Genomic DNA, 20,369 nt, shown 5'->3' with positions numbered 1-20,369 from the left:
GAACGATTGCCGGCGCTGATTTGAACGGCCGATGTGTTTCAGAATGAAACTGGCGCTGAACGGCTTCACGGCAGTTTCAGCGCCCGCCCCAACTCATCGAACAACGTGACCACCGAGCGCAAGGCGCGGCAGTCGGGACGGGTCAGCAGCCACAGCGCGGTGTCGTATCCGTGCAACGGCTCGCCCAGTGGCTGTAATTCGTCGCCGATCAAAAAGTCCGGCAATGCCGCGACGCCCAGCCCCGCCCTGACCAGTTCTGTAACCGAAAGCATGCTGTTGCAGCGATAGCCCGGCGTTACGCCCGGCAAGGCCTGGCGACGCCAGGTAACGGTTGGGTGATCGGGCAGGAAGTCGTCCGGGGCGATCCAGGTCAATGAGGCCAGGTCTGTGGTGTTGGCCGATTGCAGGTATCGCTTGCTGGCGCACACGCGGTAGGAAATATCCGCCAGTCGCCGTCCTACCAGGTGCTCCGGTGGCGAGCGGGTCAGGCGCAGAGCGATATCGGCATCCCGACGGCTGAGGTTGGCAAAATCGTTGGACGTGCTGAGTTCGAGCGTCAGCGCCGGATAGTTCGGCATGAATTGCGCCAGCGCCGGCAACAGCAAACCTTGCAGCACCGAATCGGTACAGGTCAGGCGCACGATGCCGCTGATCACTTCACCGCCCTGCTCCACACCAATGCGCGCCGCCTCCAGCGCCTGCTCAGCGCGCTCGGCCTGTTCAGCCAGGGACTGCGCCAGGGTGGTAGCCAGGTAACCGGCGCGGCTCTTTTCGAATAGTTGCTGACCCAGTGCAGCCTCCAGCCGGCGAACCGCTCGAAACACCGTCGAGACATCCACCTTCAACAGCTGTGCGGCCCGGGCCAGAGAGCCGCCGCGCACCAGCGCAAGGATCAGGGCCAGGTCCGGGTAGTCCAGTCGATAGTGCGTCGCTGCATTGATCACTTGGGAAAACGCCAATATTGAGTGCGTGAACGCCAATCTATAGTGGGCACCAGGAATCAACAAGTGCAGAGGCCCCTCATGGAAACCCGTTCGATTCGCATCGCCCTGATCGGCGACTACGACCCACACGTCACCGCCCACCAGGCCATCCCCATCGCGCTCGAAAGGGTCGCCGCGTACACCGGCCTGAACCTGCAATGGCAATGGCTGGCCACCGATGAAATCCACACCGATTCACCGTTGCACACATTCGACGGTTTCTGGTGTGTACCGGCCAGCCCGTATCGCAACATGGACGGCGCATTGCTGGCGATCCGTTTTGCCCGCGAACAACGGCGACCTTTCCTCGGCACTTGCGGTGGTTTTCAACACGCGGTGCTGGAATATGCGCGCAATGTGCTGGGCTGGTCGGATGCCGAACACGGCGAGACGGCGCCCGATGCAGCACGCGCGCTGCTGACACCGCTGACGTGCGCGCTGGTGGAAGCGGTCGATAGCATTCATTTACGTGAAGGTTCGTTGATCGCCGAGGCGTACGGATGCACCGAGATTCGCGAAGGCTATCGCTGTCGTTATGGAGTGAATCCACAGTTCGAAGGGGAGCTGCTCAAACATGAACTTCACGCCGTCGGCCACGATTCGCAACAAGAGCTGCGCGCGTTCGAACTCAGCGACCATCCGTTCTTTGTTGCGACCTTGTTCCAGCCCGAGCGGGCGGCGCTCAAGGGCGTCTTGCCGCCGTTGGTTGGCGCCTTTGTCGCAGCCTGTGCAGGGCAGCCATCATGATCGCCGATACGCCAGCAACACCTTATTACGCGGTGATCTTCACCTCGGTGCGCACCGAGGGCGACCTGGGTTACGCCGAAGCGGCCGCACGGATGCTGGAACTGGCCCGTGAACAGCCGGGGTTTCTCGGAGTGGAATCGGCTCGCGGCGAGGATGGGTTGGGAATAACCGTGTCGTACTGGGCCAGTGAAGCGGCCATCCTGGCGTGGAAGCATCATCCACAGCACAGTGCGATTCGCGAACGTGGGCGCTCGACCTGGTATGCCCGGTGTCATACGCGGGTGTGTCGGGTTGAGCGGGCCTACGAATTCAGTCTGTAAATGATGTGGTGTGTTTAAGGCCGTCTTCGCGAGCAGGCTCGCGAAGGGGTCCGTCAATTCACCGCAATGACTCAGCCCTGAACCAGACTGCGAACCGCCGAAATCTCCGGCACGTCCCGCCGGTTCATGTACACCCGCAAGGGCTCGGTGATGTTGATACGCTCATCGATATTCTGCTCCAGCAGCAACTGAATCAATTCGCGCTTGAGCGTCATGGCCTGTCCGGGCCCCGCGGCCCAGACGAACTCGCTGGTCGGGATGATGCCGTCGTCCGCCACGTCCATACCGAACGAGTCTTCGCCCAAGCGCACGATGTAGTGACCGGTCTTGCGATTGAGGCCGACGAAGCCTTTGAGTTGGTCGGCAGCCTGGCAGATAAGCTGGGAAGTGATGCGCATGGTGAACCTCACATAAGGTCGCAACGGACCGCTGATCGATGGTTTACACGCAAGGCATTTGCATGGGTTTCCCTCTGCCGGGGAAATGGCCGAGGCCAAGGTTACTGCAAAGAACCGAACAAAAGCGCTGAAAAAATTCTGCATTGAACAGGTTTGTGTCGCTCTCGCGATAGCGTGTGCAATGATCAGTTGTTAAAAGGAACCGCCCCCTCATTGCGAAAGGATCTCGACCATGCCTGCACCCTTTACTAAAAGTAAAAGCGCTCTGTTACTGAGCCTGTTGCTCGGCTTCGGCCAGGCACAGGCCACCAGCGAACCCGGCCCGACGGCGCTGGCAACCCGTTTGGGTATTCCGCATCCAGCGGTGATCGCTCACCGTGGCGCGTCTTTCGATGCACCGGAATCCACTGCCGCCGCCTACAAGGCTGCTCGCGACCTGGGTGCCGACTACCTGGAAATGGACCTGCAGCGCAGCAAGGATGGCGTGCTGTTTGCCCTGCACGACAACAACCTGCAACGCACCACCGACGTCGCCAGCAAATTCCCCGAGCGCAAGGACAGCCCGGCCAATGCGTTCACCATGGCCGAGCTGAAAACCCTGGATGCGGGCAGCTGGTTCAACGCCGCATACCCGGATCGCGCGCGCCCGGCCTTCGCCGGCCTGAAGATTCTGACCCTTGATGAAGTCATCGACATCGCCGAGGGCAACGCCTTGCACAAGCCCGGTCTGTACATCGAGACCAAGGAGCCGAAGCAGTTTCCCGGCATCGAACACGACCTCAAGGAAAAACTTCAGGCGCGTGGCTGGCTGAACCCAACCGGTTCGAAACTGGCGAAAAGCGAACTGGCGGTCGGCCAGGGTAAAGGCAAGGTGGTCCTGCAGACCTTTGAGAAGAGCAGCCTCGAACTGCTGCAAAAGGAAATGCCGGCGGTGCCGAAAATCCTGCTGTTGTGGGTGGGTGAAGGCAGTATCGAGCCCAAGTCCAAGGTGACATTTGCCGAGTCCGGCGAAAAGGACAAAGCCGCTTACTACGCCAGGCAGGAACCTAAGGACAAAGCCGAATTCCAGCAGTGGATCGATTACGCCAAGGCCCAAGGTGCCATCGGCACCGGACCGTCCGCCGCACTGACCCAGGGTGGCGACCAGAGCTACTCGGACCTGGTGCAACCGTGGATGAACCAGTACACCCACAGTCAGGGCCTGTTGGTACACGTCTATACCGTCGACGAGGCGGTGGACTATCAGAAAGTCATGGACGCCGGTGTCGACGGCATTTTCACTAACCGCGCCAGAGAGTTGTTGGCGTTTTATAAACGTCCGGCGGCGAGTGTCGATCAAGTGTTGAAGAACAACGGCTATTGATCCCTGCCTGTCACGACACCGAGGAGCCTGCATCGCGAGCAGGCTCGCTCCCACAGGCATTGATGCAAGGCATGCAGGGGGGTTTTAAGGGTGGATTAAGTTACCCACGCTAACCTGATCTCACTTGAACGGATCGCCCAAGGATAGAATCCCATGAAGACCCTGACTGCTTTGTTTACCGCTGCAACCCTGACCCTCAGCGCGGGCCTGGCCCAGGCCGATGTGCGGGTCGATGAGATCCCACAACTGGTCAAGGACGGCAAGATCAAGCCGCTGGAAGACCTGAACAAGATCGCGCTCGACCTGCACCCGGGTGCAACGATCACCAAAACCGAACTGGACAACCACTTCAACGGTTACGAGTACGAAATCGAACTGCGTGACGCCAAAAACGTCGAGTGGGACGTGGACATCGATGCTTCCAACGGCAAGGTCCTGAAAAACAAACAGGACACCTGATCCCGAAACACACAAAAGCCGCACGATTGAGAAGTCGTGCGGCTTTTGTGCATTCGGGATTCAAGCGCTCAGTCGCGCCGTCACCTCGTTCAACTGCCCTGACAAACCGTGCAGGTTGTTGCTGGCCGCTTCAGTACGCTGCACGTTGTCCAGGTTGGTGCTGGCGATGCTGGTGATCTCGGTGAGGTTGCGCGAGATGTCTTCGGCCACCGAGGTTTGCTCTTCGGCGGCCGTGGCGATCTGGCGGTTCATATCGCGGATGGCTTCCACGGCCAGGGTGATGCGTTCGAGCATGGCGCCAGCCTCGGTCACTTGCTGCACGCTTTCTTCGCTGCGTGACTGACCGCTTTCAATTGCCTGGGCCGCTTCCACCGCACCGGTCTGCACGGTATGGATGATCTGGTTGATCTCGATAATCGACGCCGCCGTGCGCTGGGCCAGGCTGCGCACTTCATCGGCCACCACCGCGAATCCGCGTCCGGCCTCACCGGCGCGGGCCGCTTCGATGGCCGCGTTGAGCGCCAGCAGGTTGGTCTGTTCGGCGATGCCGCGAATCACTTCCAGGACCTTGCCGATGCGCCCGCTGTCGGTTTCCAGTTGGCGGATGACCGTGGCGGTGTTGGCGATTTCACCACGCATCCGGGTGATGGTGTGGATGGTGCCCTGCATGACTTTTTCGCCCTGCTGGGCGGACTGGTCGGCATCGTCGGCGGCCCGCGCCGCTTCGGCGGCATGCCGGGCAACTTCCTGTGCGGTGGCGGACATTTCGTTCATCGCCGTGGCCACCTGATCGGTGCGGCTGAACTGCTCGTTGGTGCCGCCAGCCATCACGGTGGCAATCGAATTCAACTCACCGCTGGCGCTGTCCAGGTCCGACGCGCTGCGCTGCAAGCGGCTGAAAGTTTCGGCGAGGAAATCGCGCAGGGTGTTAGCAGCCATCGCCAGTCGGCCCAACTCGTCCTGACGGGTGCTGGCCACACGCTCGGCAAAACGACCCTGGCTGAGCTGCGCCACGTATTCGATCAGTTTGCGGATCGGCTCGACCAGGTTGCGGTTGACCAGCCACAAGCTCAGCAAGCCGATCAGCAGCCCCGACACCAGCATCACGATCAGCCCCAGCAACACCGTGCGATCGGCACTGGCGCTGATCAGGGTCGATTGCTCGGCGCCCTGCTTGCGCAACTCGCTGACCAGTTCACTCATTTGATCGCTGGTGGCGCGATCCACGCCCTTGACCGCCGTGTCGCCCGCCGTCGGGTCGCCGCCTGCGGCAACGAACGCGTCCCGGCCCTTCTGATAGGCCGCGCCCAACTGACGATGCTCGTCACGCAAGCGTTCAATGCGGCGCTTGAGTTGGGGGTCGATGCCCTTCTGCCCGGCCAGTTCGCCAAGGATGTTTTGCACATCGCGCTGACGGTCTTCGAATTGCCCCCAGTACTTGCTCAGGTCCGCCGGTTGCTTGCCGCGCAACAGGACGTTTTTCCATTCCTGCACCTGCACCTTGAATTGCAGGTTGGCTTCATCGATCAATTGCGAGGTATGCAGCGGGCCTTCGATCAGATTGGCGTAGCTCTGCACGCCGCTGGACAGGAAGTGAAAGCACGCCAGGGCGATCAACAGCATCGCCAGCAGGCTGCCGCTCAACAGGGCGAGAATTTGCGCTCTCAGGGATTTTTGCAAAAGCATCGGATGGTACTCATGACAGGAATGAGGCACGCCCCGCAAAGGCGTGAAAGGTGTCCGGACATCCCTGTCTGCGATCACGGCCAATGGCCGGGGCGCGCAACTTAACCCAAGCGTGATCGGCGGGCCAGAGCGGTTCTTGAGAAGAATCCGACCGCCGGTAGGGCAATCGTTTGCGTTATTTCCCCGTCACAAAAACGTCATCCCGGCTTGCGATGATGCCGCTCAAGTGAACCTGTAAAACACGTGACAGGCGCCTCCCCTTGCGAGTCCTCATGAACCACAGCATCGATCAAAGCCATCGCGACACGGATCTGTTCGGCCTGCTCTACGGTTTCAGTTTTCGCCCCGGTGAGGCCGGCCGGGAAATCAATTCCGCCGAGGCCTTGCAGTATCTGCAACAACCGGAAAGCGACGAGCAATTTCTGTGGCTGCACCTGAACCTCGCCCATGCAGCGTGCGAACGCTGGATGAAGAGTCATCTGGAGTTGCCCGAGGAGTTTTTCGAAGCGCTGCACGAAGGCTCGCGTTCTACGCGCATCGAGCATGTCGACTCCGCGTTGCTGGCGGTGGTCAACGACGTGGTGTTCAACCTCAGCAACATGGTGTCGTCGGATGTCTCGACGCTGTGGGTGTGCGCCCGCAGCCGGCTGATCATCAGCGCCCGCCTGCAACCGTTGCACTCGGTGGACAAATTGCGCTCGTCGGTGAAGGCCCGGGAATGCTTTCGCTCCCCGCTGGAACTGCTGGTGCATCTGCTGCGCGATCAGGGGGAAGTGCTGACCCAGATCGTGCGCAAGACCAGCCAGAGCGTGGATCAGATCGAAGACGAACTGCTGTCCTCGCGGCTGTCGACCAACCGCGCCGAGCTGGGCGCCAATCGCCGGGTGCTGGTGCGATTGCAACGGCTGCTGGCGCTGGAGCCAGGCTCATTGCTGCGCCTGCTCAACCGGCCGCCGCAATGGCTGCAAAAGGAAGACGTGAAGGAATTGCGCAAATCCACCGAGGAGTTTGCGCTGATCATCAACGACCTCACGGCGCTGGGTGAGCGGATCAAGCTTTTGCAGGAAGAGATCGCCGCCAACATCAACGAACAGACCAACCGCACGCTGTTCACCCTGACCGTGGTGACGGTGCTGGCGCTGCCGATCAATATTATCGCCGGTTTCTTCGGCATGAACGTCGGCGGCATTCCGCTGGCCGGTGATCCGGAAGGTTTCTGGATCCTCGTGGCGCTGGTCGCGACGTTTACCGTGATCGCCGGGCGCTGGGCGTTTCGCAAGCAGCAGGATTACTGAACGCACCTTGCCCCCTGTGGGAGCGGGTTTGCCCGCGATGACGGAGTGTCAGCCAACATCAATGCTGGATGTGCCGGCCCAAGCTCGCTCCTACAGGAGTCAGCGATTGATTCCAGATCAGCGGCCCTGCAAAAAACCCAAACACTGACCCAGAGCAGCCTCCCTGTAACAAATGCCAACGATTATCACCGGTACTCCTTCCCTCCTCAGGAATGTCCGTGATGGCTACGCCCTCCTTCACCGCCACCTCGGCACCCGCCAGTAGCGCTAAACCGCAATTCGACAAAAAACCCGGCCTGATCACCATCGTGGTGTTTGTTGCCGTGCTGGCCATCGGCTTGTTGTTTACCGCCTACAGCCTGATGCACGACATGAACGAACTCGGCACGGTGGTGACCACCTGGACGCCATTTCTGCTGCTCGGCGTGGCGCTGCTGATCGCCCTGGGCTTTGAGTTCGTCAACGGCTTCCACGACACCGCCAACGCGGTGGCCACGGTGATCTACACCCACTCGCTGCCGCCGAACGTGGCGGTGGTCTGGTCCGGTTTCTTCAATTTCCTCGGGGTGCTGCTATCCAGCGGCGCGGTGGCGTTCGGCATCATCGCCCTGCTGCCGGTGGAGCTGATCCTGCAAGTCGGCTCGTCCGCCGGATTCGCGATGATCTTCGCCCTGCTGATCGCCGCGATCCTGTGGAACCTCGGCACCTGGTGGCTGGGGCTGCCGGCGTCGTCGTCGCACACCCTGATCGGTTCGATCATCGGGGTCGGCGTGGCCAATGCCCTGATGCACGGCCGCGACGGCACCAGCGGTGTGGACTGGGCCCAGGCAACCAAGATCGGTTACGCCCTGCTGCTCTCGCCACTGGTCGGCTTCGGCTGCGCCGCGCTGCTATTGCTGGCCTTGCGCGCGTTCGTCAAGAATCGTGCGCTGTACAAGGAGCCAAAGGGCCAGACCCCACCGCCATGGTGGATTCGCGGCCTGCTGATCGTGACCTGCACCGGCGTGTCGTTTGCCCACGGTTCGAACGACGGCCAGAAAGGCATGGGCCTGATCATGCTGATTCTGGTGGGCACGCTGCCAATGGCTTACGCCTTGAACCGCACCATGCCGGCGGATCAAGCGTTGCAGTTCGCGGCGGTCGCCGAAGTCACCCAGCAAGCGTTGGTGAAAGCTGCGCCGCTGCCAGCACCCGCCGACCCGCGCCCGGTGCTGTCTGAATACGTGCGTTCCAAGGAAGCGACCCCGCAATTAGTGCCGGCGCTGGCTGCGCTGACCGGCAGCATCGGCGCTCAGGTGAAAAGCTATGGCTCGTTGTCGAAAGTCCCGGCCGAGGCCGTGGGCAACGTGCGTAACGACATGTATTTGAGCAGCGAAACCATTCGCCTGATGGACAAGAACAAGGTCGGCAATTTCGACGCCGACACCAGCGGTAAGCTGCAACTGTTCAAGCAACAGATCGACAACGCCACGCGGTTCATTCCGTTGTGGGTGAAAATCGCCGTGGCCATCGCTCTGGGCCTGGGCACCATGGTCGGCTGGAAGCGTATCGTGGTGACCGTCGGTGAGAAAATCGGCAAGACCCACCTGACCTACGCCCAGGGTGCCTCGGCAGAAACCGTGGCGATGCTGACCATCGGCGCCGCCGACATGTTCGGCCTGCCGGTGTCGACCACTCACGTGCTGTCCTCAGGCGTGGCCGGGACCATGGTCGCCAACGGTGGCGGCTTGCAGATGAAGACCATCCGCAACCTGCTGATGGCCTGGGTGCTGACGTTGCCGGCAGCGATCCTGCTGTCGGGCAGCCTGTACTGGTTGTTCACACAGTTGTTCTGAATCGCGGCAAAACATGTGTGTGGGAGCGGGCTTGCTCGCTCCCACAGGGTACAGGTTCGAAGCACATCATCCCGGCGGGTTTTCCCGCCGGGATTTTTTTCGTCCAGCGGCACGGCATTTGCTCACAAACTCGAGGGCTTGCGCTTTATTGACGCACCACGCCTCCGGCAACCCTTCAGTTTGTTAGCGCGATGCCGACTCATAAGACACTCGATGTATTCAGGAGAGGAACCGTGAATCTGTACATCAATCAGCTGCAACAGAAAGCTGACTTTAAAGAAGCCATTTACGCGGGCGATATTTTCCTGAACACGCAGTTACGCGCCGCCAAAGAACTCTGTGCGTTCGCGCAGGAAAGCATCACGGCCGCCTTCGATGGCGAAACCAACCACCAGGCGCTGCACACGCTGATGCCGGTGGAGGAATTCGTGGTGCTGGTGACTCGCCTCAAGGGCCAGTTCACCAACAGCCTGCGTGCCAAGGAGCTGATCCGCAGCTTCACCGACGAGATCGGTGCCGCTCCCGAGGAATTCATTTTCGACGTACCGCGCATCCGTGTCGTGCCCAACTACGACTACCTGCACGCCGGCGTCAGCTATGCCTACAAGCCCCATCGCGACACCTGGTACGGCGGTGTCGACTGCCAGATCAATACCTGGATGCCGGTCTACACGATCCAGCCTGACCAGACCATGATGATCAACCCGGCCTACTTCGACGTCCCGGTGAAAAATACCTCGGCGCAGTGGAGCCTGTCTGACTGGATCGATGTACAACGCCAGCGCGCCAAGGACAACGTCAAGGAAGAGGCGCGCCAACACCCGGTGCCCACCGAAGCGATCAACGACGCCAGCGAGCTGCGCATCGCCGGCAACACGGCCGAGATGCTGGTGTTCTCCGGTTCGCACCTGCACGGCACCGTGCCCAATTACACGCAACAAACCCGCTTCAGCGTGGACTTTCGCCTGATGCACCTCGACGACCTCAAGCACCAGCGCGGCGCGATTAACGTCGACAGCGCCTGCCCGGATGTCGGCGCCGGTTTCAAAGACTACTTCCACGTCCACGACTTTTCGAACTTCCGAGGAATCCCGCAATGACCAAGCGTCGCATCACGCCCGCCGAGGCCCAGTACAACGAAACCCGTTCCGGCGTCCTGAAACGAGTCGATGCCGAATACGTGGCCGACGCCCCATTCGTCTTCGCCAACCGCATTGGCGTGACCGCTGCGTTGTCGCGCATGGAGCTGTTCAAGAAGGTCGCTGAAGTACCGGGCGCGATCATCGAGTGTGGCGTGTACAAGGGCAACTCGTTGATGCTCTACATGCACCTGTCGATGATTCTCGAGCCGTATGCGATCAACCGCTCGATCGTGGGCTTCGATACCTTCGAAGGCTTCCAGAGCATCGACAAGAAAGAAGACCCGGCCGACGTCAACGAGACCATGTTCGCCGACACCGACCAGTCGCTGATCCAGGACATGATCGACGCCAACGACCTGTTGCGCCCGGTCAACCGCATTCCGCGCTGCGAGCTGGTCAAGGGCGACATCGTCAAGACCGTACCGGAGTGGGTCAAGACTCGGCCGGACCTGGTCGTGGCCATGCTGATCCTCGACACCGACCTGTACGAGTCGACCAAAGTCGCGCTGGAAACCTTCCTGCCGTACATGCCCAAAGGCGCGATCGTGGTGCTCGACGAAGTCGCCTACCGCAACTTCCCGGGCGAAACCAAGGCCCTGCGCGAAGTGCTCGACCTGAACAAGATCGAACTCAAGCGCCTGCCGTTCGATTCGTGCGTGGGTTACTTCCACGTTTGATCCGAAGGCCTGGGAACTGATGCAAAACCTGTGGGAGCGAGCCTGCTCGCGAAAGCGGTCTGACATTCGGTATTGATGTTGACTGTCACACCGCTTTCGCGAGCAAGCTCGCTCCCACAGGGGCCTGTCACCTACAGGGTCCGGTCTCAGGCTTCTGAGCGGATCACCTCCCCCAGCCAGTCCATGAATGCCCTGACCCGCAACGGCAAATGCCGCTGCCGGGCATAGAGCAGCGACGCCTCCATGGACGGCGCGTTGAACTGCGGCAACACCTCCACCAAATCACCATTTTGCAGGTAGTGCTGCATGCCCATCCTCGGCGCCTGAATCAAGCCGAATCCACCCAGGCAGGCGGCCTCGTAGGCATCGGTGCTGTTGACCGTGACACTGCCGGCCATCGGCATTCGCTGCACCTGCCCCTTGTCGACGTACACAAACCCTTCCGAACGCCCGCCCAGTACACCGACATAGTGCACCAGCCGATGCCGCGCCAGATCCTCCAGCCGCTCGGGCACGCCATAGCGCTGCACATACGCAGGACTGGCGCAGTTGACCATGGTGAAGTCACACAGGTGTCGCGCCACCACCGACTGATCCGGTTGGGCGCCGATGCGCAGCACGCAATCGAAGCCCTCGGCAAGCAGATCGACCCGGCGGTCGGTGCTGCTGATTTCCAGTTCAAGCAATGGGTGCTGCGCCATGAACTCCGGCAAGCGCGGCATCACCACCCGACGCGCGAGAATGTTCGGCAGGTCGATACGAATCCTCCCGACCAGCGACGCCTCGTCCTGGCGAAACAACCCCTCGATTTCGTCCATGTGCGACAACAGGTCCTTGCTGCGCTCGTACAACACCAGGCCATCCTGGGTCGCCTGCACTTTACGCGTGGTGCGTTGCAACAGCCGTGTACCGAGCAAGGCCTCCAGTGCCTGCACATGCTCGGACACCGTTGAGCGAGGCAGGCCCAGGCTTTCGCCGGCCAGGGTGAAACTCGACATCTCGCTGACACGGACAAAGGTGCGCAACAGTTCAAGTTTGTTCATCGGCCTGCTCTTGTATTGTTCGACTTATCCGACCAGTGATTCCGGTTTAACTCTGTTTATCACCACCAAGCGGATAAATAAACTTCCTCACATCAACCGCCCACTGCACCTGAGGAAGTCCCATGAACCGTAAAATCGCACTGATCACTGGCGCCAGCCGCGGCCTCGGCAAAAACGCAGCCCTGCATCTGGTCGCCCAAGGCATCGACATCATCGGCACCTACAACAGCCGCGCCGATGAGGCGCAGGCACTGGTTGCCGAGATTGAAAGCCTTGGCGGTCGCGCCGTCATGCTGCAACTGGACGTTGCCCGGAGTGAGCAGTTCGACACCTTCGGCAGCGAAGTGGCGAAGGTCTTGCACAGCCACTTCGAGCGCGAGCACTTCGATTTTCTGGTCAACAACGCCGGGATCGGCCTGCACGCCAACTTCGTCGACACCACCGTCGAACAGTTCGACCTGTTAGTGAACATCCACTTCAAGGGGCCGTTTTTCCTCACGCAAACGCTGTTGCCATTGCTCAATGACGGTGGTCGCATCATCAACATTTCCAGTGGCCTGGCCCGCTTCAGTCTGCCGGGGCACAGCGCCTACGCGGCGATGAAAGGCGCGATGGAAGTGCTGACCCGCTACCAGGCCAAGGAACTCGGCGCACGCAACATCGCGGTGAACATCCTGGCACCGGGGGCGATAGAAACGGATTTCAGCGGTGGCGCCGTGCGCGACAACCCCGAGTTGAACACCCTGGTGGCGAACAACACCGCCCTGGGTCGCGCCGGTTTGCCGGATGACATCGGCGCTGCAATTGCGCTGCTGTTGGCGCCGGGTAGCCAGTGGATCAATGGCCAGCGCATCGAGGCGTCGGGGGGGATGTTTTTGTAAGTCACGTAACAACGGCAGTTGGAAAAACTTGTGACGAGGGAGCAATCTCCCTCGCCACAAACACACTATTCAGCAGACCTCGCGAGTCATCACCATCCGCTCACGAACCACGTCATACACCCAGTGATAGATATAGGTGTATGGCAGGAAAAACAGCAGCACGCCGATATCCAGCACAAACGCCTGCCACAGGCTGACATTCAGCCACCAGGCAATCAGCGGCACGCCAAGCGCGACCAGCCCGCCTTCGAACAACAGCGCATGCACCACGCGGACCCAGGCGTTGTGCACGATGGCCAGGCGCTTGAGCAGGCGATCGAAAAAGCCGTTGAACACCACATTCCAGGCCAAGGCCAAGGCTGCCATGGCGATGGTGACAGCGCCCATGTCCAGCATCGGCTTCTTCATGATCCAGGCCAGCAACGGGGTACAGATCAGGATGGCCAACAGTTCGAAACCGACGGCCTGGAAAATACGTTCAGTAATGGACTTGTTGGCGCTCATGGCCGAACTCCCTTGAGTGACTGTGGTTGCCATGATCCGTCATCACACCGATACTTCATAACCAATAACCATCGATCAAGGCGATAGTTCATGGCTTCTCACGAAGTGTTGCTGGCGTTTGTCGAAGCCGCGACCCAAGGCTCGTTTTCCGCAGCGGCGCGCAAGCTGGGCCGCAGTCAGTCGACCATCAGCGCGGCGGTGGCCAGCCTGGAAATCGATTTGAACCTGACACTGTTCGATCGCAGCAGCCGCAAGCCCGGACTGACCCCGGCCGGGCACGTCATGCTGCAACGGGCCGAGGACATCCTGGCCGCTACCAGTCGCCTGGAAATGACCGCCAGCCAACTGTCGCAAGGGGTGGAAGCCAAGCTGACGGTGGCGCTGTCCGATACCTATCAATCGGACCGCTTCGAAGCCGCCCTCAGCGCCTTCGAGCAGCGTTACCCGGACCTGGAGCTCGAATGCCTGATCGCCGAATGCGATGACCTGGTGTCCCTGGTGCAAAGCGGCCGGGCGCAGATTGCCTTCGCCGAAATGCAGGACAGCTACCCGCCGGACCTGGTCAACTCGACAGTGGACGAGCGCACGGAAATCGCCTTGTTCGTGTCCCCGTCACACCCGTTGGCAACGCTGGACCATGTCGATCAGGACGCACTGCAGCAGCACCGCGAGCTGCGTCTGGCCACCATCATCAATCCCTATGAAAGCCGGGCGAAGGGTCGCGTCTGGTCGGCACCGAGTTATCTGATGTTGCTGGAAATGGCCCAGGGCGGATTCGGCTGGGCGCCGCTGCCCCGCTGGCTGGTCGAGCGCTTCGGGCCAGGCACGTTGCAGGAACTGGTGGTGCGCGGCTGGCCGAAAGCGGTGTCGGTGGATGCGTTGTGGTCGCGACTGAACCCGCCGGGGCCGGCGGGGAGCTGGTTGCTGGGCAAGATGCTGGAATAGTGGCGCGGCCATTCGCGAGCAGGCTCGCTCCCACATTCAGACCAAGTCAAGTGTGGGAGCGAGCCTGCTCGCGAAGAGGCCAGTAGGATCACATTACTCCAATGCCCTTAGCCGCCCTTCGATAAACCGCCGCTCCGGCTCTTGCCGGGTCAACGCCAGCGCCCTCTCCCACGCCGCCCGCGCCTCTTGCTTGCGGCCCAGTTGCCGACAAAATTCCGCCCGCGCCGAATGCGCAAGGTGGTAGTCGAGCAGTTCTCCCCGCTCCAGAATGGCCTCCACCAACGTCAGCCCCGCCAGTGGTCCATCCCGTTTCGAAATCGCCGCCGCCCGGTTCAACTCGATCACCGGCGACGGCACCGCCCGCAGCAGCACGTCATACAGACCGACAATCTGCGGCCAATCGGTTTCCCCCGCCGCCGGGGCTTCGGCATGCACCGCCGCGATGGCCGCTTGCAGGCAATAGGGTCCGAATCGCCCCATGCTCAATGCCTGTTCGATCAACGCGCAGCCTTCAGTGATCAACCCGGCGTCCCACAGCGAACGGTCCTGCTCATCCAGCACAATCAGCTCGCCGCTCGCCGAGGTCCTGGCCGGGCGGCGAGACTCGTGCAACAGCATCAACGCCAGCAAGCCCATCACCTCCGGCTCCGGCAACAACTCCACCAGTAACCGGCCGAGACGGATCGCCTCGCGGGTCAATTCCTCACGGATCAGTTCGGCCCCGATGGACGCCGAGTAGCCCTCGTTGAACACCAGGTAAATCACCCGCAATACGCTGTCCAGACGCTCGGGCAACTCAGCCAGCGTCGGCACTTGATAAGGGATTTTCGCGTCGCGGATCTTCGCCTTGGCGCGCACGATGCGCTGGGCGATGGTGGCCGGGGCCGAGAGAAAGGCCCGGGCGATTTCTTCCGTGGTCAGGTCGCAGACTTCCCGCAGCGTCAGTGGCACTTGCGCGTCCGCCGCCAGGGCCGGGTGGCAGCAAGTGAAGATCAGCCGCAGGCGATCGTCTTCCACGTCTTCAGCACTCCAGTCGGCCTGCTCCAGCTCCTCCAGTTGCGCGATCAACAAGGGTTGCGACGCGGCAAAACGCGCACGCCGGCGCAAGCCATCGATGGCCTTGAAACGCCCGGTGGACACCAGCCAGGCCCGCGGATTGTCCGGCACGCCATCACGCTGCCAGCGTTCGACCGCGATGAAAAACGCCTCGTGCAAGGCCTCTTCGGCGAGGTCGAAATCCCCCAGCAAACGAATCAGGGTCGCAAGAATCCGCCGCGACTCTTCGCGATAGACCCGCTCGACCTGCGCCTTAACCGGCAGCCCCGGCATCTTAAGGATTCAACTGCCGAACGGGGCGCACTTCGACACTGCCGACCCGGGCCGCCGGAATGTTGCCGGCGACTTGAATGGCTTCGTTGAGGTCCTTGGCATCGATCAGGTAGAAGCCGGCCAGTTGTTCCTTGGTTTCGGCAAACGGGCCGTCGGTGATCGACATCTTGCCGTTGCGCATGCGCACCGTAGTGGCGGTCTGTACCGATTCCAGCGCCTCGGCGGCGACCATCCGGCCGCTGCCCTGGATCGACTCGGCGTAGGCCATGCACTCTTCGTCCTTCGGGCTTTCCGGTAGCGAATGCAACAGACGCTCATCGCTGTAGACCAGGCATAAATACTTCATCACGCTCTCCTTATCGAACGATCAACTATGGCCGCTGATTGGCATTCTGGCTCGGTTTCCCGACGATCAGGGTTTGAGGTCGAACAGCGTCGCGCCGCTGGTCATGTCGAACGGCGCCGACCAATGTTCGTGGACGATCTGCCACAGCCCGGCTTCCTGCCGATAGCAAGCGGTGACGCGCATCCAGCAGGACTGGGTTTCGCCCTTGTCGTTGGTGCCACCGCAATTTGCCAGCCAGTGAGCGAACGCAATTTCCTGGGACGGCTCGATGGTGATTTCGTGGAATTCGAAGATGTGCGGGCCGGGGCACATTTCCATGCAGGCCTGCCAATGCGCGCGATACGCCGGCTTGCCTTTGAATTGCAGGGCTTTGACCGCGTCGAAGGAGACGATGTCATCGGCATACAGGGCCATGACTTTTTCAATGTCCTTGGCCTTGACTGCCTGACGATAGTTCTCGATGAGGTTCTGGATCTGGGTTTGCGAGTTCATGGTGGTTCTCCGTGGTTTTTATAGTGAAGACACCCTTAGTCGTCCGGCGATCCGGCAAATCGACAGGTGAAATAAAAATAATCCAAACGAGCAGACTCGCTAGAATCCGGGATTCACTCATGCAGGAAAAAGGACACGCCCGTGACAGCCCGACTGGTGCCTTATGAAAGCCTGAACTCGCGGCAGCGCCAACAAGTCGAGGCCATCCAAGTGCATCCGCAGCAAGTCAGGTTCTCCGGTGATATCCACGGTGCCCTGCACACCCTGCTGTCCCGGCCCGGCCCCGGCGTCAAGGGATTCGCCCTGCTGGCCGAAGGTGTGCCCGTCGCGTTCCTGCTGCTCAAGCGCCCGCCGGTGTTGCCGGCCTGGGCCGATGAACACAGCGCCACCCTGCATGCACTGCAAGTCGATCAACGCGCTCAAGGCAAAGGCTACGGCAAGGCCTGCCTGCAGGCGCTGCCCGAGGCGGCGCGCCGGGCCTGGCCGGAAATCAAGGGGCTGGAATTGTCGGTGGATGCCGACAACGCGGCGGCAATCGGCCTGTACGCCAGGTTTGGCTTCGTCGACAGCGGCGAGGCGTACAAGGGCCGGATCGGCTATGAACGGCGGATGGGGTTGGTGTTCTAGGTACGACCATTGTGGGAGCGAGCCTGCTCGCTCCCACAGGGGATCTGTGCTGGGTTTAGAGTTCCAGCACCATCTCATGCCACGCCATGCCGCCATGGTCGGACGCCGAGGGTTTGACGTAGGCAAAACCGAACCCGGCGTACAACGGAATGTGCCGCTCCTTGCACATCAGGTTGATGCTGACCTTGCCCATCGCACGCATGCGCTCGATGAACTCGCCCATCAGAAGTTTGGCCAGGCCTTGCCCCTGATAATCCGGGTGCACCACCACCGACATGATTACCACGTGCGGCCCGGCCGGGTCGTGGCCGATCAGTTCCTTGAACGCCTCGTCCGACATTTCCACCTGAAACGCCGCCCCGGAATTGATGAAACCGGCCACTGTCCCGTCCACTTCAGCGACGATAAAACCCTCGGGCCAGGTGGCGATGCGGGTGGCGATCTTCTCGCGGGTCGCGGCTTCATCACCTTCATAGGCAAGGGTTTCGATGGCAAAGCAGCGGTCAAGATCGGCGGGGGTGACGTTGCGGATGACGGTGTTCATGGCAGCTCGGGATCAGCGTGGGAAAGGCTGGGGATCATAAATCAGCCGCCGTGGGACATCGAGAGACGAATCGGCTGATCCGCCTCCCGCTGCAGGTGTCATGCCTTGATCGGCAACCAGATTTCCAGCCTGCCGGTGTTGAGCCTGGGGTTGAAGTCTTCGCTGTAGCGCTCGAACTCCGGGGCCGCCAACAGCTCGTGGCCGGACTGCGGCAGCCACGTACCATGGATGTACTGAAAGGTTTGCGGCAGGGTGTCCAGCGGTCCCTTGTGTTCGAACACCACGTACTGCTGCGGCTGAACTTCCACCCAGCGATAGGTTTCCGGCAAGTCGTCGAGTTTGCTGATCTCGACGCCTGCGATGTAATCGAAGCCGCCCTTGCCATCGAAATTGCAGCAGACGCCGTAGGTCACTTCGCCCTTCTGACCAGGAACATTGCCGATGTGGGGAATGAATGTATCCCAGAGTGCTGGAATGTCCTGGGTGGTTTGCTGGGTAAATCGTCCGCCTAGCCCTGCGATCAGCAGGAAATGTCCATGTTCGAAGCGTGGTTCCGTCACTTCAACGCGTATTTGCTCATCCATGGCTCGACTCCTGGAGCGAAAAGTGGGTTCGGCTGGGAGTATAGAGGCCAAACCCGATTCGCCCAATTACAGCGCGTGCAACTGCTCTACGGCAGCGGCACCGACGAACTCGTTATAGCCAGATAGAATCACGTAGACCGCGAAATAGCAGAAGATCGCCGCCGATGCCATATAGGAATAGCGCAGCAGCTTGTCGCCCAGCAACTTGCCGCCATGGCTTGCGGCGAAGCACAAACCTGCCGACCAGAGCAGCCCGGCACAGAGGAAACCACCGAGAAACAGTGCCGAACTGAGCGGGCCACCGCCACCGGAACGGGCGATCAGGGTGCCGCCAACGGCCGCGAACCAGAGAATGGCACTGGGCGAGGACATGGCGAGAAAGATCCCACGCAAGAATTCCTTGCGGTGGGAGTTATTCCCGACCTCCGCCGTCTCGGCCAGCAACGCCTCGTGGTGAATCGCCGAATAGATCATCTTTGCCGCGAAGTACACCAGCAGCGCCGAGCCACCGATCCACAACACCCAGCGCACGCTTTCGTACTGCAGCAACACGGTCATGCCAGCCAGCGCCAGTACCGCATAAATCAGGTCGCCGACGCAGGTGCCGAGGCCCAGCGCAAAGCCCTGGAAATAACCGCGCTGCATGGCCAGGGTGATCATCGCGATGTTGGCCACGCCGATATCCAGGCACAGCGAGAGGCTCAGCAAGAAGCCGCTGGTAAATTCCATTGAACCCTTTCCCTCGGAAAAATTTGTTTACATGGAGGCTGGACAGTCTGCCACAGCTGCCCGTACATTCCGTCACAGGTCACCGCAGTGACCAGCGTCGCTCGGACGGTTCCGGGCGCTTACGTTATCCGAGGCAACAATGGCCGAACAAGGTTCGCCGCGCCGCTTTGCGCGCATCGATCGACTCCCCCCTTACGTGTTCAACATCACTGCCGAGCTGAAGATGGCCGCCCGTCGTCGTGGCGAAGACATCATCGACTTGAGCATGGGCAATCCCGACGGCGCCACGCCGCCACACATCGTCGAAAAACTGGTGACGGTGGCCCAACGCGAAGACACCCACGGTTACTCCACCTCCAAGGGCATTCCGCGCCTGCGCCGGGCGATTTCCAACTGGTACAAGGATCGCTACGAAGTCGATATCGACCCGGAAAGCGAAGCCATCGTCACCATCGGTTCCAAGGAAGGCCTGGCGCATTTGATGCTGGCCACCCTGGATCAGGGCGACACCGTGCTGGTGCCGAACCCGAGCTACCCGATTCACATCTATGGTGCCGTGATTGCCGGCGCCCAGGTGCGGTCGGTGCCACTGGTGCCGGGCGTGGATTTCTTCGCGGAACTGGAGCGGGCCATTCGCGGCTCGATCCCGAAACCGAAGATGATGATCCTCGGTTTCCCGTCCAACCCTACCGCCCAGTGCGTGGAGCTGGATTTCTTCGAACGGGTGATCGCCCTCGCCAAGCAGTACGACGTGCTGGTAGTGCACGACCTGGCCTACGCCGACATCGTCTACGACGGCTGGAAAGCCCCGTCGATCATGCAGGTGCCTGGCGCCAAGGACATTGCGGTGGAGTTTTTCACCCTGTCCAAGAGCTACAACATGGCCGGCTGGCGCATCGGCTTCATGGTCGGCAACCCGGAACTGGTCAACGCTCTGGCGCGGATCAAGAGCTACCACGACTACGGCACCTTCACCCCGCTGCAAGTGGCGGCAATTGCCGCGCTGGAAGGCGATCAGCAATGCGTGCGCGACATCGCCGAGCAGTATCGGCAGCGACGCAACGTGCTGGTCAAAGGCCTGCATGAGCTGGGCTGGATGGTCGAAAACCCGAAAGCGTCGATGTACGTCTGGGCGAAGATTCCCGAGGCTTATGCGCACCTGGGCTCACTTGAGTTCGCCAAGAAACTGCTGGCCGAGGCCAAGGTGTGTGTCTCGCCGGGTGTCGGTTTTGGCGAGTACGGCGATGATCACGTGCGCTTTGCACTGATCGAAAACCAGGACCGGATTCGTCAGGCCGTACGCGGGATTCGCGGGATGTTCCGGGCGGATGGGCTCGTAACCAAATCCTGACACCCTACACATAACATTGTGGGAGCGAGCCTGCTCGCGAAAGCGGACTTACATTCAACATCTTCATTGAATGTTAAGCCCTCTTCGCG

23 protein-coding genes are annotated in these 20,369 nt (G+C 60.9%); 12 read left to right on the top strand and 11 right to left on the bottom strand.

Translation table 11 applies throughout. The features are described from left to right. Nucleotides 1–65: 65 nt before the first annotated feature. Nucleotides 66–1,007: a LysR family transcriptional regulator gene (locus CAF65_RS15950; protein WP_085717138.1), complete on the bottom strand. Its 942-nt coding sequence runs from the start codon at nt 1,005–1,007 to the stop codon at nt 66–68. A gap of 15 nt (nt 1,008–1,022) precedes the next feature. Here CAF65_RS15950 and CAF65_RS15945 point away from each other — a divergent pair, with 15 nt between their 5' ends. Both CAF65_RS15945 and CAF65_RS15940 read left to right on the top strand, forming a co-directional pair. Then, nucleotides 1,023–1,730 (top strand): CTP synthase, encoded by a 708-nt coding sequence (locus CAF65_RS15945; RefSeq protein WP_085717137.1) that lies wholly within the window; start codon nt 1,023–1,025, stop codon nt 1,728–1,730. After that, nucleotides 1,727–2,050 (top strand): antibiotic biosynthesis monooxygenase, encoded by a 324-nt coding sequence (locus tag CAF65_RS15940; protein WP_085717136.1) that lies wholly within the window; start codon nt 1,727–1,729, stop codon nt 2,048–2,050. The genes CAF65_RS15945 and CAF65_RS15940 overlap by 4 nt, the downstream gene beginning before the upstream one ends. Before the next feature lie 71 nt (nt 2,051–2,121). Here the strand turns inward: CAF65_RS15940 and CAF65_RS15935 are convergent, their stop codons facing one another. Further along, nucleotides 2,122–2,448: a DUF2025 family protein gene (locus CAF65_RS15935; protein WP_085717135.1), complete on the bottom strand. Its 327-nt coding sequence runs from the start codon at nt 2,446–2,448 to the stop codon at nt 2,122–2,124. Nucleotides 2,449–2,680: 232 nt separating this feature from the next. Between CAF65_RS15935 and CAF65_RS15930 the strand changes: the two genes are divergently transcribed. Both CAF65_RS15930 and CAF65_RS15925 read left to right on the top strand, forming a co-directional pair. Next, nucleotides 2,681–3,811 (top strand): glycerophosphodiester phosphodiesterase, encoded by a 1,131-nt coding sequence (locus CAF65_RS15930; RefSeq protein ID WP_085717134.1) that lies wholly within the window; start codon nt 2,681–2,683, stop codon nt 3,809–3,811. A gap of 153 nt (nt 3,812–3,964) precedes the next feature. After that, nucleotides 3,965–4,270, top strand: coding sequence for a PepSY domain-containing protein (locus CAF65_RS15925; RefSeq protein ID WP_085717133.1), 306 nt, complete (start codon nt 3,965–3,967; stop codon nt 4,268–4,270). Nucleotides 4,271–4,330: 60 nt separating this feature from the next. On the opposite strand, the gene CAF65_RS15920 is transcribed toward CAF65_RS15925, so the two are convergent. After that, nucleotides 4,331–5,956: a methyl-accepting chemotaxis protein gene (locus tag CAF65_RS15920; protein WP_085717132.1), complete on the bottom strand. Its 1,626-nt coding sequence runs from the start codon at nt 5,954–5,956 to the stop codon at nt 4,331–4,333. A 272-nt stretch (nt 5,957–6,228) separates the two neighbouring features. Here CAF65_RS15920 and CAF65_RS15915 point away from each other — a divergent pair, with 272 nt between their 5' ends. The 4 genes from CAF65_RS15915 (at nt 6,229) to CAF65_RS15900 (ending at nt 10,905) form a co-directional block, all read left to right on the top strand. Beyond that, nucleotides 6,229–7,251: a transporter gene (locus CAF65_RS15915; protein WP_008022830.1), complete on the top strand. Its 1,023-nt coding sequence runs from the start codon at nt 6,229–6,231 to the stop codon at nt 7,249–7,251. A gap of 221 nt (nt 7,252–7,472) precedes the next feature. Continuing rightward, nucleotides 7,473–9,086 (top strand): inorganic phosphate transporter, encoded by a 1,614-nt coding sequence (locus tag CAF65_RS15910; RefSeq protein WP_085717131.1) that lies wholly within the window; start codon nt 7,473–7,475, stop codon nt 9,084–9,086. Nucleotides 9,087–9,319: 233 nt separating this feature from the next. Beyond that, nucleotides 9,320–10,186 (top strand): hypothetical protein, encoded by an 867-nt coding sequence (locus CAF65_RS15905; RefSeq protein WP_085717130.1) that lies wholly within the window; start codon nt 9,320–9,322, stop codon nt 10,184–10,186. Beyond that, nucleotides 10,183–10,905, top strand: a complete 723-nt coding sequence (locus CAF65_RS15900; RefSeq protein WP_085717129.1) for a TylF/MycF/NovP-related O-methyltransferase — start codon at nt 10,183–10,185, stop codon at nt 10,903–10,905. The genes CAF65_RS15905 and CAF65_RS15900 overlap by 4 nt, the downstream gene beginning before the upstream one ends. A 146-nt stretch (nt 10,906–11,051) precedes the next feature. On the opposite strand, the gene CAF65_RS15895 is transcribed toward CAF65_RS15900, so the two are convergent. Continuing rightward, on the bottom strand, nt 11,052–11,948 hold the full coding sequence (locus tag CAF65_RS15895; protein ID WP_085717128.1) for a LysR family transcriptional regulator: 897 nt from the start codon (nt 11,946–11,948) through the stop codon (nt 11,052–11,054). A gap of 122 nt (nt 11,949–12,070) precedes the next feature. On the opposite strand from CAF65_RS15895, the gene CAF65_RS15890 reads away from it, so the two are divergent. Then, on the top strand, nt 12,071–12,829 hold the full coding sequence (locus CAF65_RS15890) for an SDR family NAD(P)-dependent oxidoreductase (protein ID WP_085717127.1): 759 nt from the start codon (nt 12,071–12,073) through the stop codon (nt 12,827–12,829). Nucleotides 12,830–12,898: 69 nt separating this feature from the next. Here CAF65_RS15890 and CAF65_RS15885 read toward each other — a convergent pair whose 3' ends face one another. Then, nucleotides 12,899–13,333: a multidrug/biocide efflux PACE transporter gene (locus tag CAF65_RS15885; protein WP_085717126.1), complete on the bottom strand. Its 435-nt coding sequence runs from the start codon at nt 13,331–13,333 to the stop codon at nt 12,899–12,901. Between the two features lie 90 nt (nt 13,334–13,423). Here CAF65_RS15885 and CAF65_RS15880 point away from each other — a divergent pair, with 90 nt between their 5' ends. Then, nucleotides 13,424–14,278 (top strand): LysR family transcriptional regulator, encoded by an 855-nt coding sequence (locus CAF65_RS15880; RefSeq protein ID WP_085717125.1) that lies wholly within the window; start codon nt 13,424–13,426, stop codon nt 14,276–14,278. Between the two features lie 93 nt (nt 14,279–14,371). Here the strand turns inward: CAF65_RS15880 and CAF65_RS15875 are convergent, their stop codons facing one another. From CAF65_RS15875 to CAF65_RS15865, 3 genes are all read right to left on the bottom strand, one after another. Further along, complete coding sequence (locus CAF65_RS15875; protein ID WP_085717124.1) at nt 14,372–15,607, bottom strand: RNA polymerase sigma factor; 1,236 nt, start codon at nt 15,605–15,607, stop codon at nt 14,372–14,374. 1 nt (nt 15,608) lies between these two features. Then, nucleotides 15,609–15,953 carry a YciI family protein gene (locus CAF65_RS15870; protein ID WP_057713581.1) on the bottom strand — a complete coding sequence of 115 codons (345 nt, stop codon included), beginning with the start codon at nt 15,951–15,953 and terminating at the stop codon, nt 15,609–15,611. Nucleotides 15,954–16,019: 66 nt separating this feature from the next. After that, nucleotides 16,020–16,445, bottom strand: coding sequence for a nuclear transport factor 2 family protein (locus CAF65_RS15865; protein ID WP_085717123.1), 426 nt, complete (start codon nt 16,443–16,445; stop codon nt 16,020–16,022). Nucleotides 16,446–16,586: 141 nt separating this feature from the next. On the opposite strand from CAF65_RS15865, the gene CAF65_RS15860 reads away from it, so the two are divergent. After that, nucleotides 16,587–17,072: an N-acetyltransferase gene (locus CAF65_RS15860; RefSeq protein ID WP_085717122.1), complete on the top strand. Its 486-nt coding sequence runs from the start codon at nt 16,587–16,589 to the stop codon at nt 17,070–17,072. A 55-nt stretch (nt 17,073–17,127) separates the two neighbouring features. On the opposite strand, the gene CAF65_RS15855 is transcribed toward CAF65_RS15860, so the two are convergent. From CAF65_RS15855 to CAF65_RS15845, 3 genes are all read right to left on the bottom strand, one after another. Next, nucleotides 17,128–17,616 (bottom strand): GNAT family N-acetyltransferase, encoded by a 489-nt coding sequence (locus CAF65_RS15855; RefSeq protein WP_085717121.1) that lies wholly within the window; start codon nt 17,614–17,616, stop codon nt 17,128–17,130. Nucleotides 17,617–17,714: 98 nt separating this feature from the next. Continuing rightward, entirely contained in the window at nt 17,715–18,200 is a 486-nt protein-coding gene (locus tag CAF65_RS15850; protein WP_085717120.1) for a GyrI-like domain-containing protein, read from the bottom strand. 66 nt (nt 18,201–18,266) lie between these two features. Then, nucleotides 18,267–18,929 carry a LysE family translocator gene (locus CAF65_RS15845; RefSeq protein WP_085717119.1) on the bottom strand — a complete coding sequence of 221 codons (663 nt, stop codon included), beginning with the start codon at nt 18,927–18,929 and terminating at the stop codon, nt 18,267–18,269. A 139-nt stretch (nt 18,930–19,068) separates the two neighbouring features. Between CAF65_RS15845 and alaC the strand changes: the two genes are divergently transcribed. After that, nucleotides 19,069–20,280, top strand: a complete 1,212-nt coding sequence (gene alaC, locus CAF65_RS15840) for an alanine transaminase (RefSeq protein WP_085717118.1) — start codon at nt 19,069–19,071, stop codon at nt 20,278–20,280. Nucleotides 20,281–20,369: the final 89 nt, after the last annotated feature.

This window comes from Pseudomonas sp. B28(2017) (assembly GCF_002113025.1).
Lineage (GTDB): Bacteria > Pseudomonadota > Gammaproteobacteria > Pseudomonadales > Pseudomonadaceae > Aquipseudomonas.
This window is presented reverse-complemented; position numbering and strand designations above follow the sequence as displayed.

Excerpts from the sequence above, each read along its gene's own strand:
- CAF65_RS15945 (WP_085717137.1), top strand. The coding sequence starts at position 1,023 with ATGGAAACCCGTTCGATTCGCATCGCCCTGATCGGCGACTACGACCCA.
- CAF65_RS15940 (WP_085717136.1), top strand. The coding sequence starts at position 1,727 with ATGATCGCCGATACGCCAGCAACACCTTATTACGCGGTGATCTTCACC.
- CAF65_RS15935 (WP_085717135.1), bottom strand. The coding sequence starts at position 2,448 with ATGCGCATCACTTCCCAGCTTATCTGCCAGGCTGCCGACCAACTCAAA.
- CAF65_RS15930 (WP_085717134.1), top strand. The coding sequence starts at position 2,681 with ATGCCTGCACCCTTTACTAAAAGTAAAAGCGCTCTGTTACTGAGCCTG.
- CAF65_RS15925 (WP_085717133.1), top strand. The coding sequence starts at position 3,965 with ATGAAGACCCTGACTGCTTTGTTTACCGCTGCAACCCTGACCCTCAGC.
- CAF65_RS15920 (WP_085717132.1), bottom strand. The coding sequence starts at position 5,956 with ATGCTTTTGCAAAAATCCCTGAGAGCGCAAATTCTCGCCCTGTTGAGC.
- CAF65_RS15915 (WP_008022830.1), top strand. The coding sequence starts at position 6,229 with ATGAACCACAGCATCGATCAAAGCCATCGCGACACGGATCTGTTCGGC.
- CAF65_RS15910 (WP_085717131.1), top strand. The coding sequence starts at position 7,473 with ATGGCTACGCCCTCCTTCACCGCCACCTCGGCACCCGCCAGTAGCGCT.
- CAF65_RS15900 (WP_085717129.1), top strand. The coding sequence starts at position 10,183 with ATGACCAAGCGTCGCATCACGCCCGCCGAGGCCCAGTACAACGAAACC.
- CAF65_RS15895 (WP_085717128.1), bottom strand. The coding sequence starts at position 11,948 with ATGAACAAACTTGAACTGTTGCGCACCTTTGTCCGTGTCAGCGAGATG.
- CAF65_RS15890 (WP_085717127.1), top strand. The coding sequence starts at position 12,071 with ATGAACCGTAAAATCGCACTGATCACTGGCGCCAGCCGCGGCCTCGGC.
- CAF65_RS15885 (WP_085717126.1), bottom strand. The coding sequence starts at position 13,333 with ATGAGCGCCAACAAGTCCATTACTGAACGTATTTTCCAGGCCGTCGGT.
- CAF65_RS15880 (WP_085717125.1), top strand. The coding sequence starts at position 13,424 with ATGGCTTCTCACGAAGTGTTGCTGGCGTTTGTCGAAGCCGCGACCCAA.
- CAF65_RS15875 (WP_085717124.1), bottom strand. The coding sequence starts at position 15,607 with ATGCCGGGGCTGCCGGTTAAGGCGCAGGTCGAGCGGGTCTATCGCGAA.
- CAF65_RS15870 (WP_057713581.1), bottom strand. The coding sequence starts at position 15,953 with ATGAAGTATTTATGCCTGGTCTACAGCGATGAGCGTCTGTTGCATTCG.
- CAF65_RS15865 (WP_085717123.1), bottom strand. The coding sequence starts at position 16,445 with ATGAACTCGCAAACCCAGATCCAGAACCTCATCGAGAACTATCGTCAG.
- CAF65_RS15855 (WP_085717121.1), bottom strand. The coding sequence starts at position 17,616 with ATGAACACCGTCATCCGCAACGTCACCCCCGCCGATCTTGACCGCTGC.
- CAF65_RS15850 (WP_085717120.1), bottom strand. The coding sequence starts at position 18,200 with ATGGATGAGCAAATACGCGTTGAAGTGACGGAACCACGCTTCGAACAT.
- CAF65_RS15845 (WP_085717119.1), bottom strand. The coding sequence starts at position 18,929 with ATGGAATTTACCAGCGGCTTCTTGCTGAGCCTCTCGCTGTGCCTGGAT.
- alaC (WP_085717118.1), top strand. The coding sequence starts at position 19,069 with ATGGCCGAACAAGGTTCGCCGCGCCGCTTTGCGCGCATCGATCGACTC.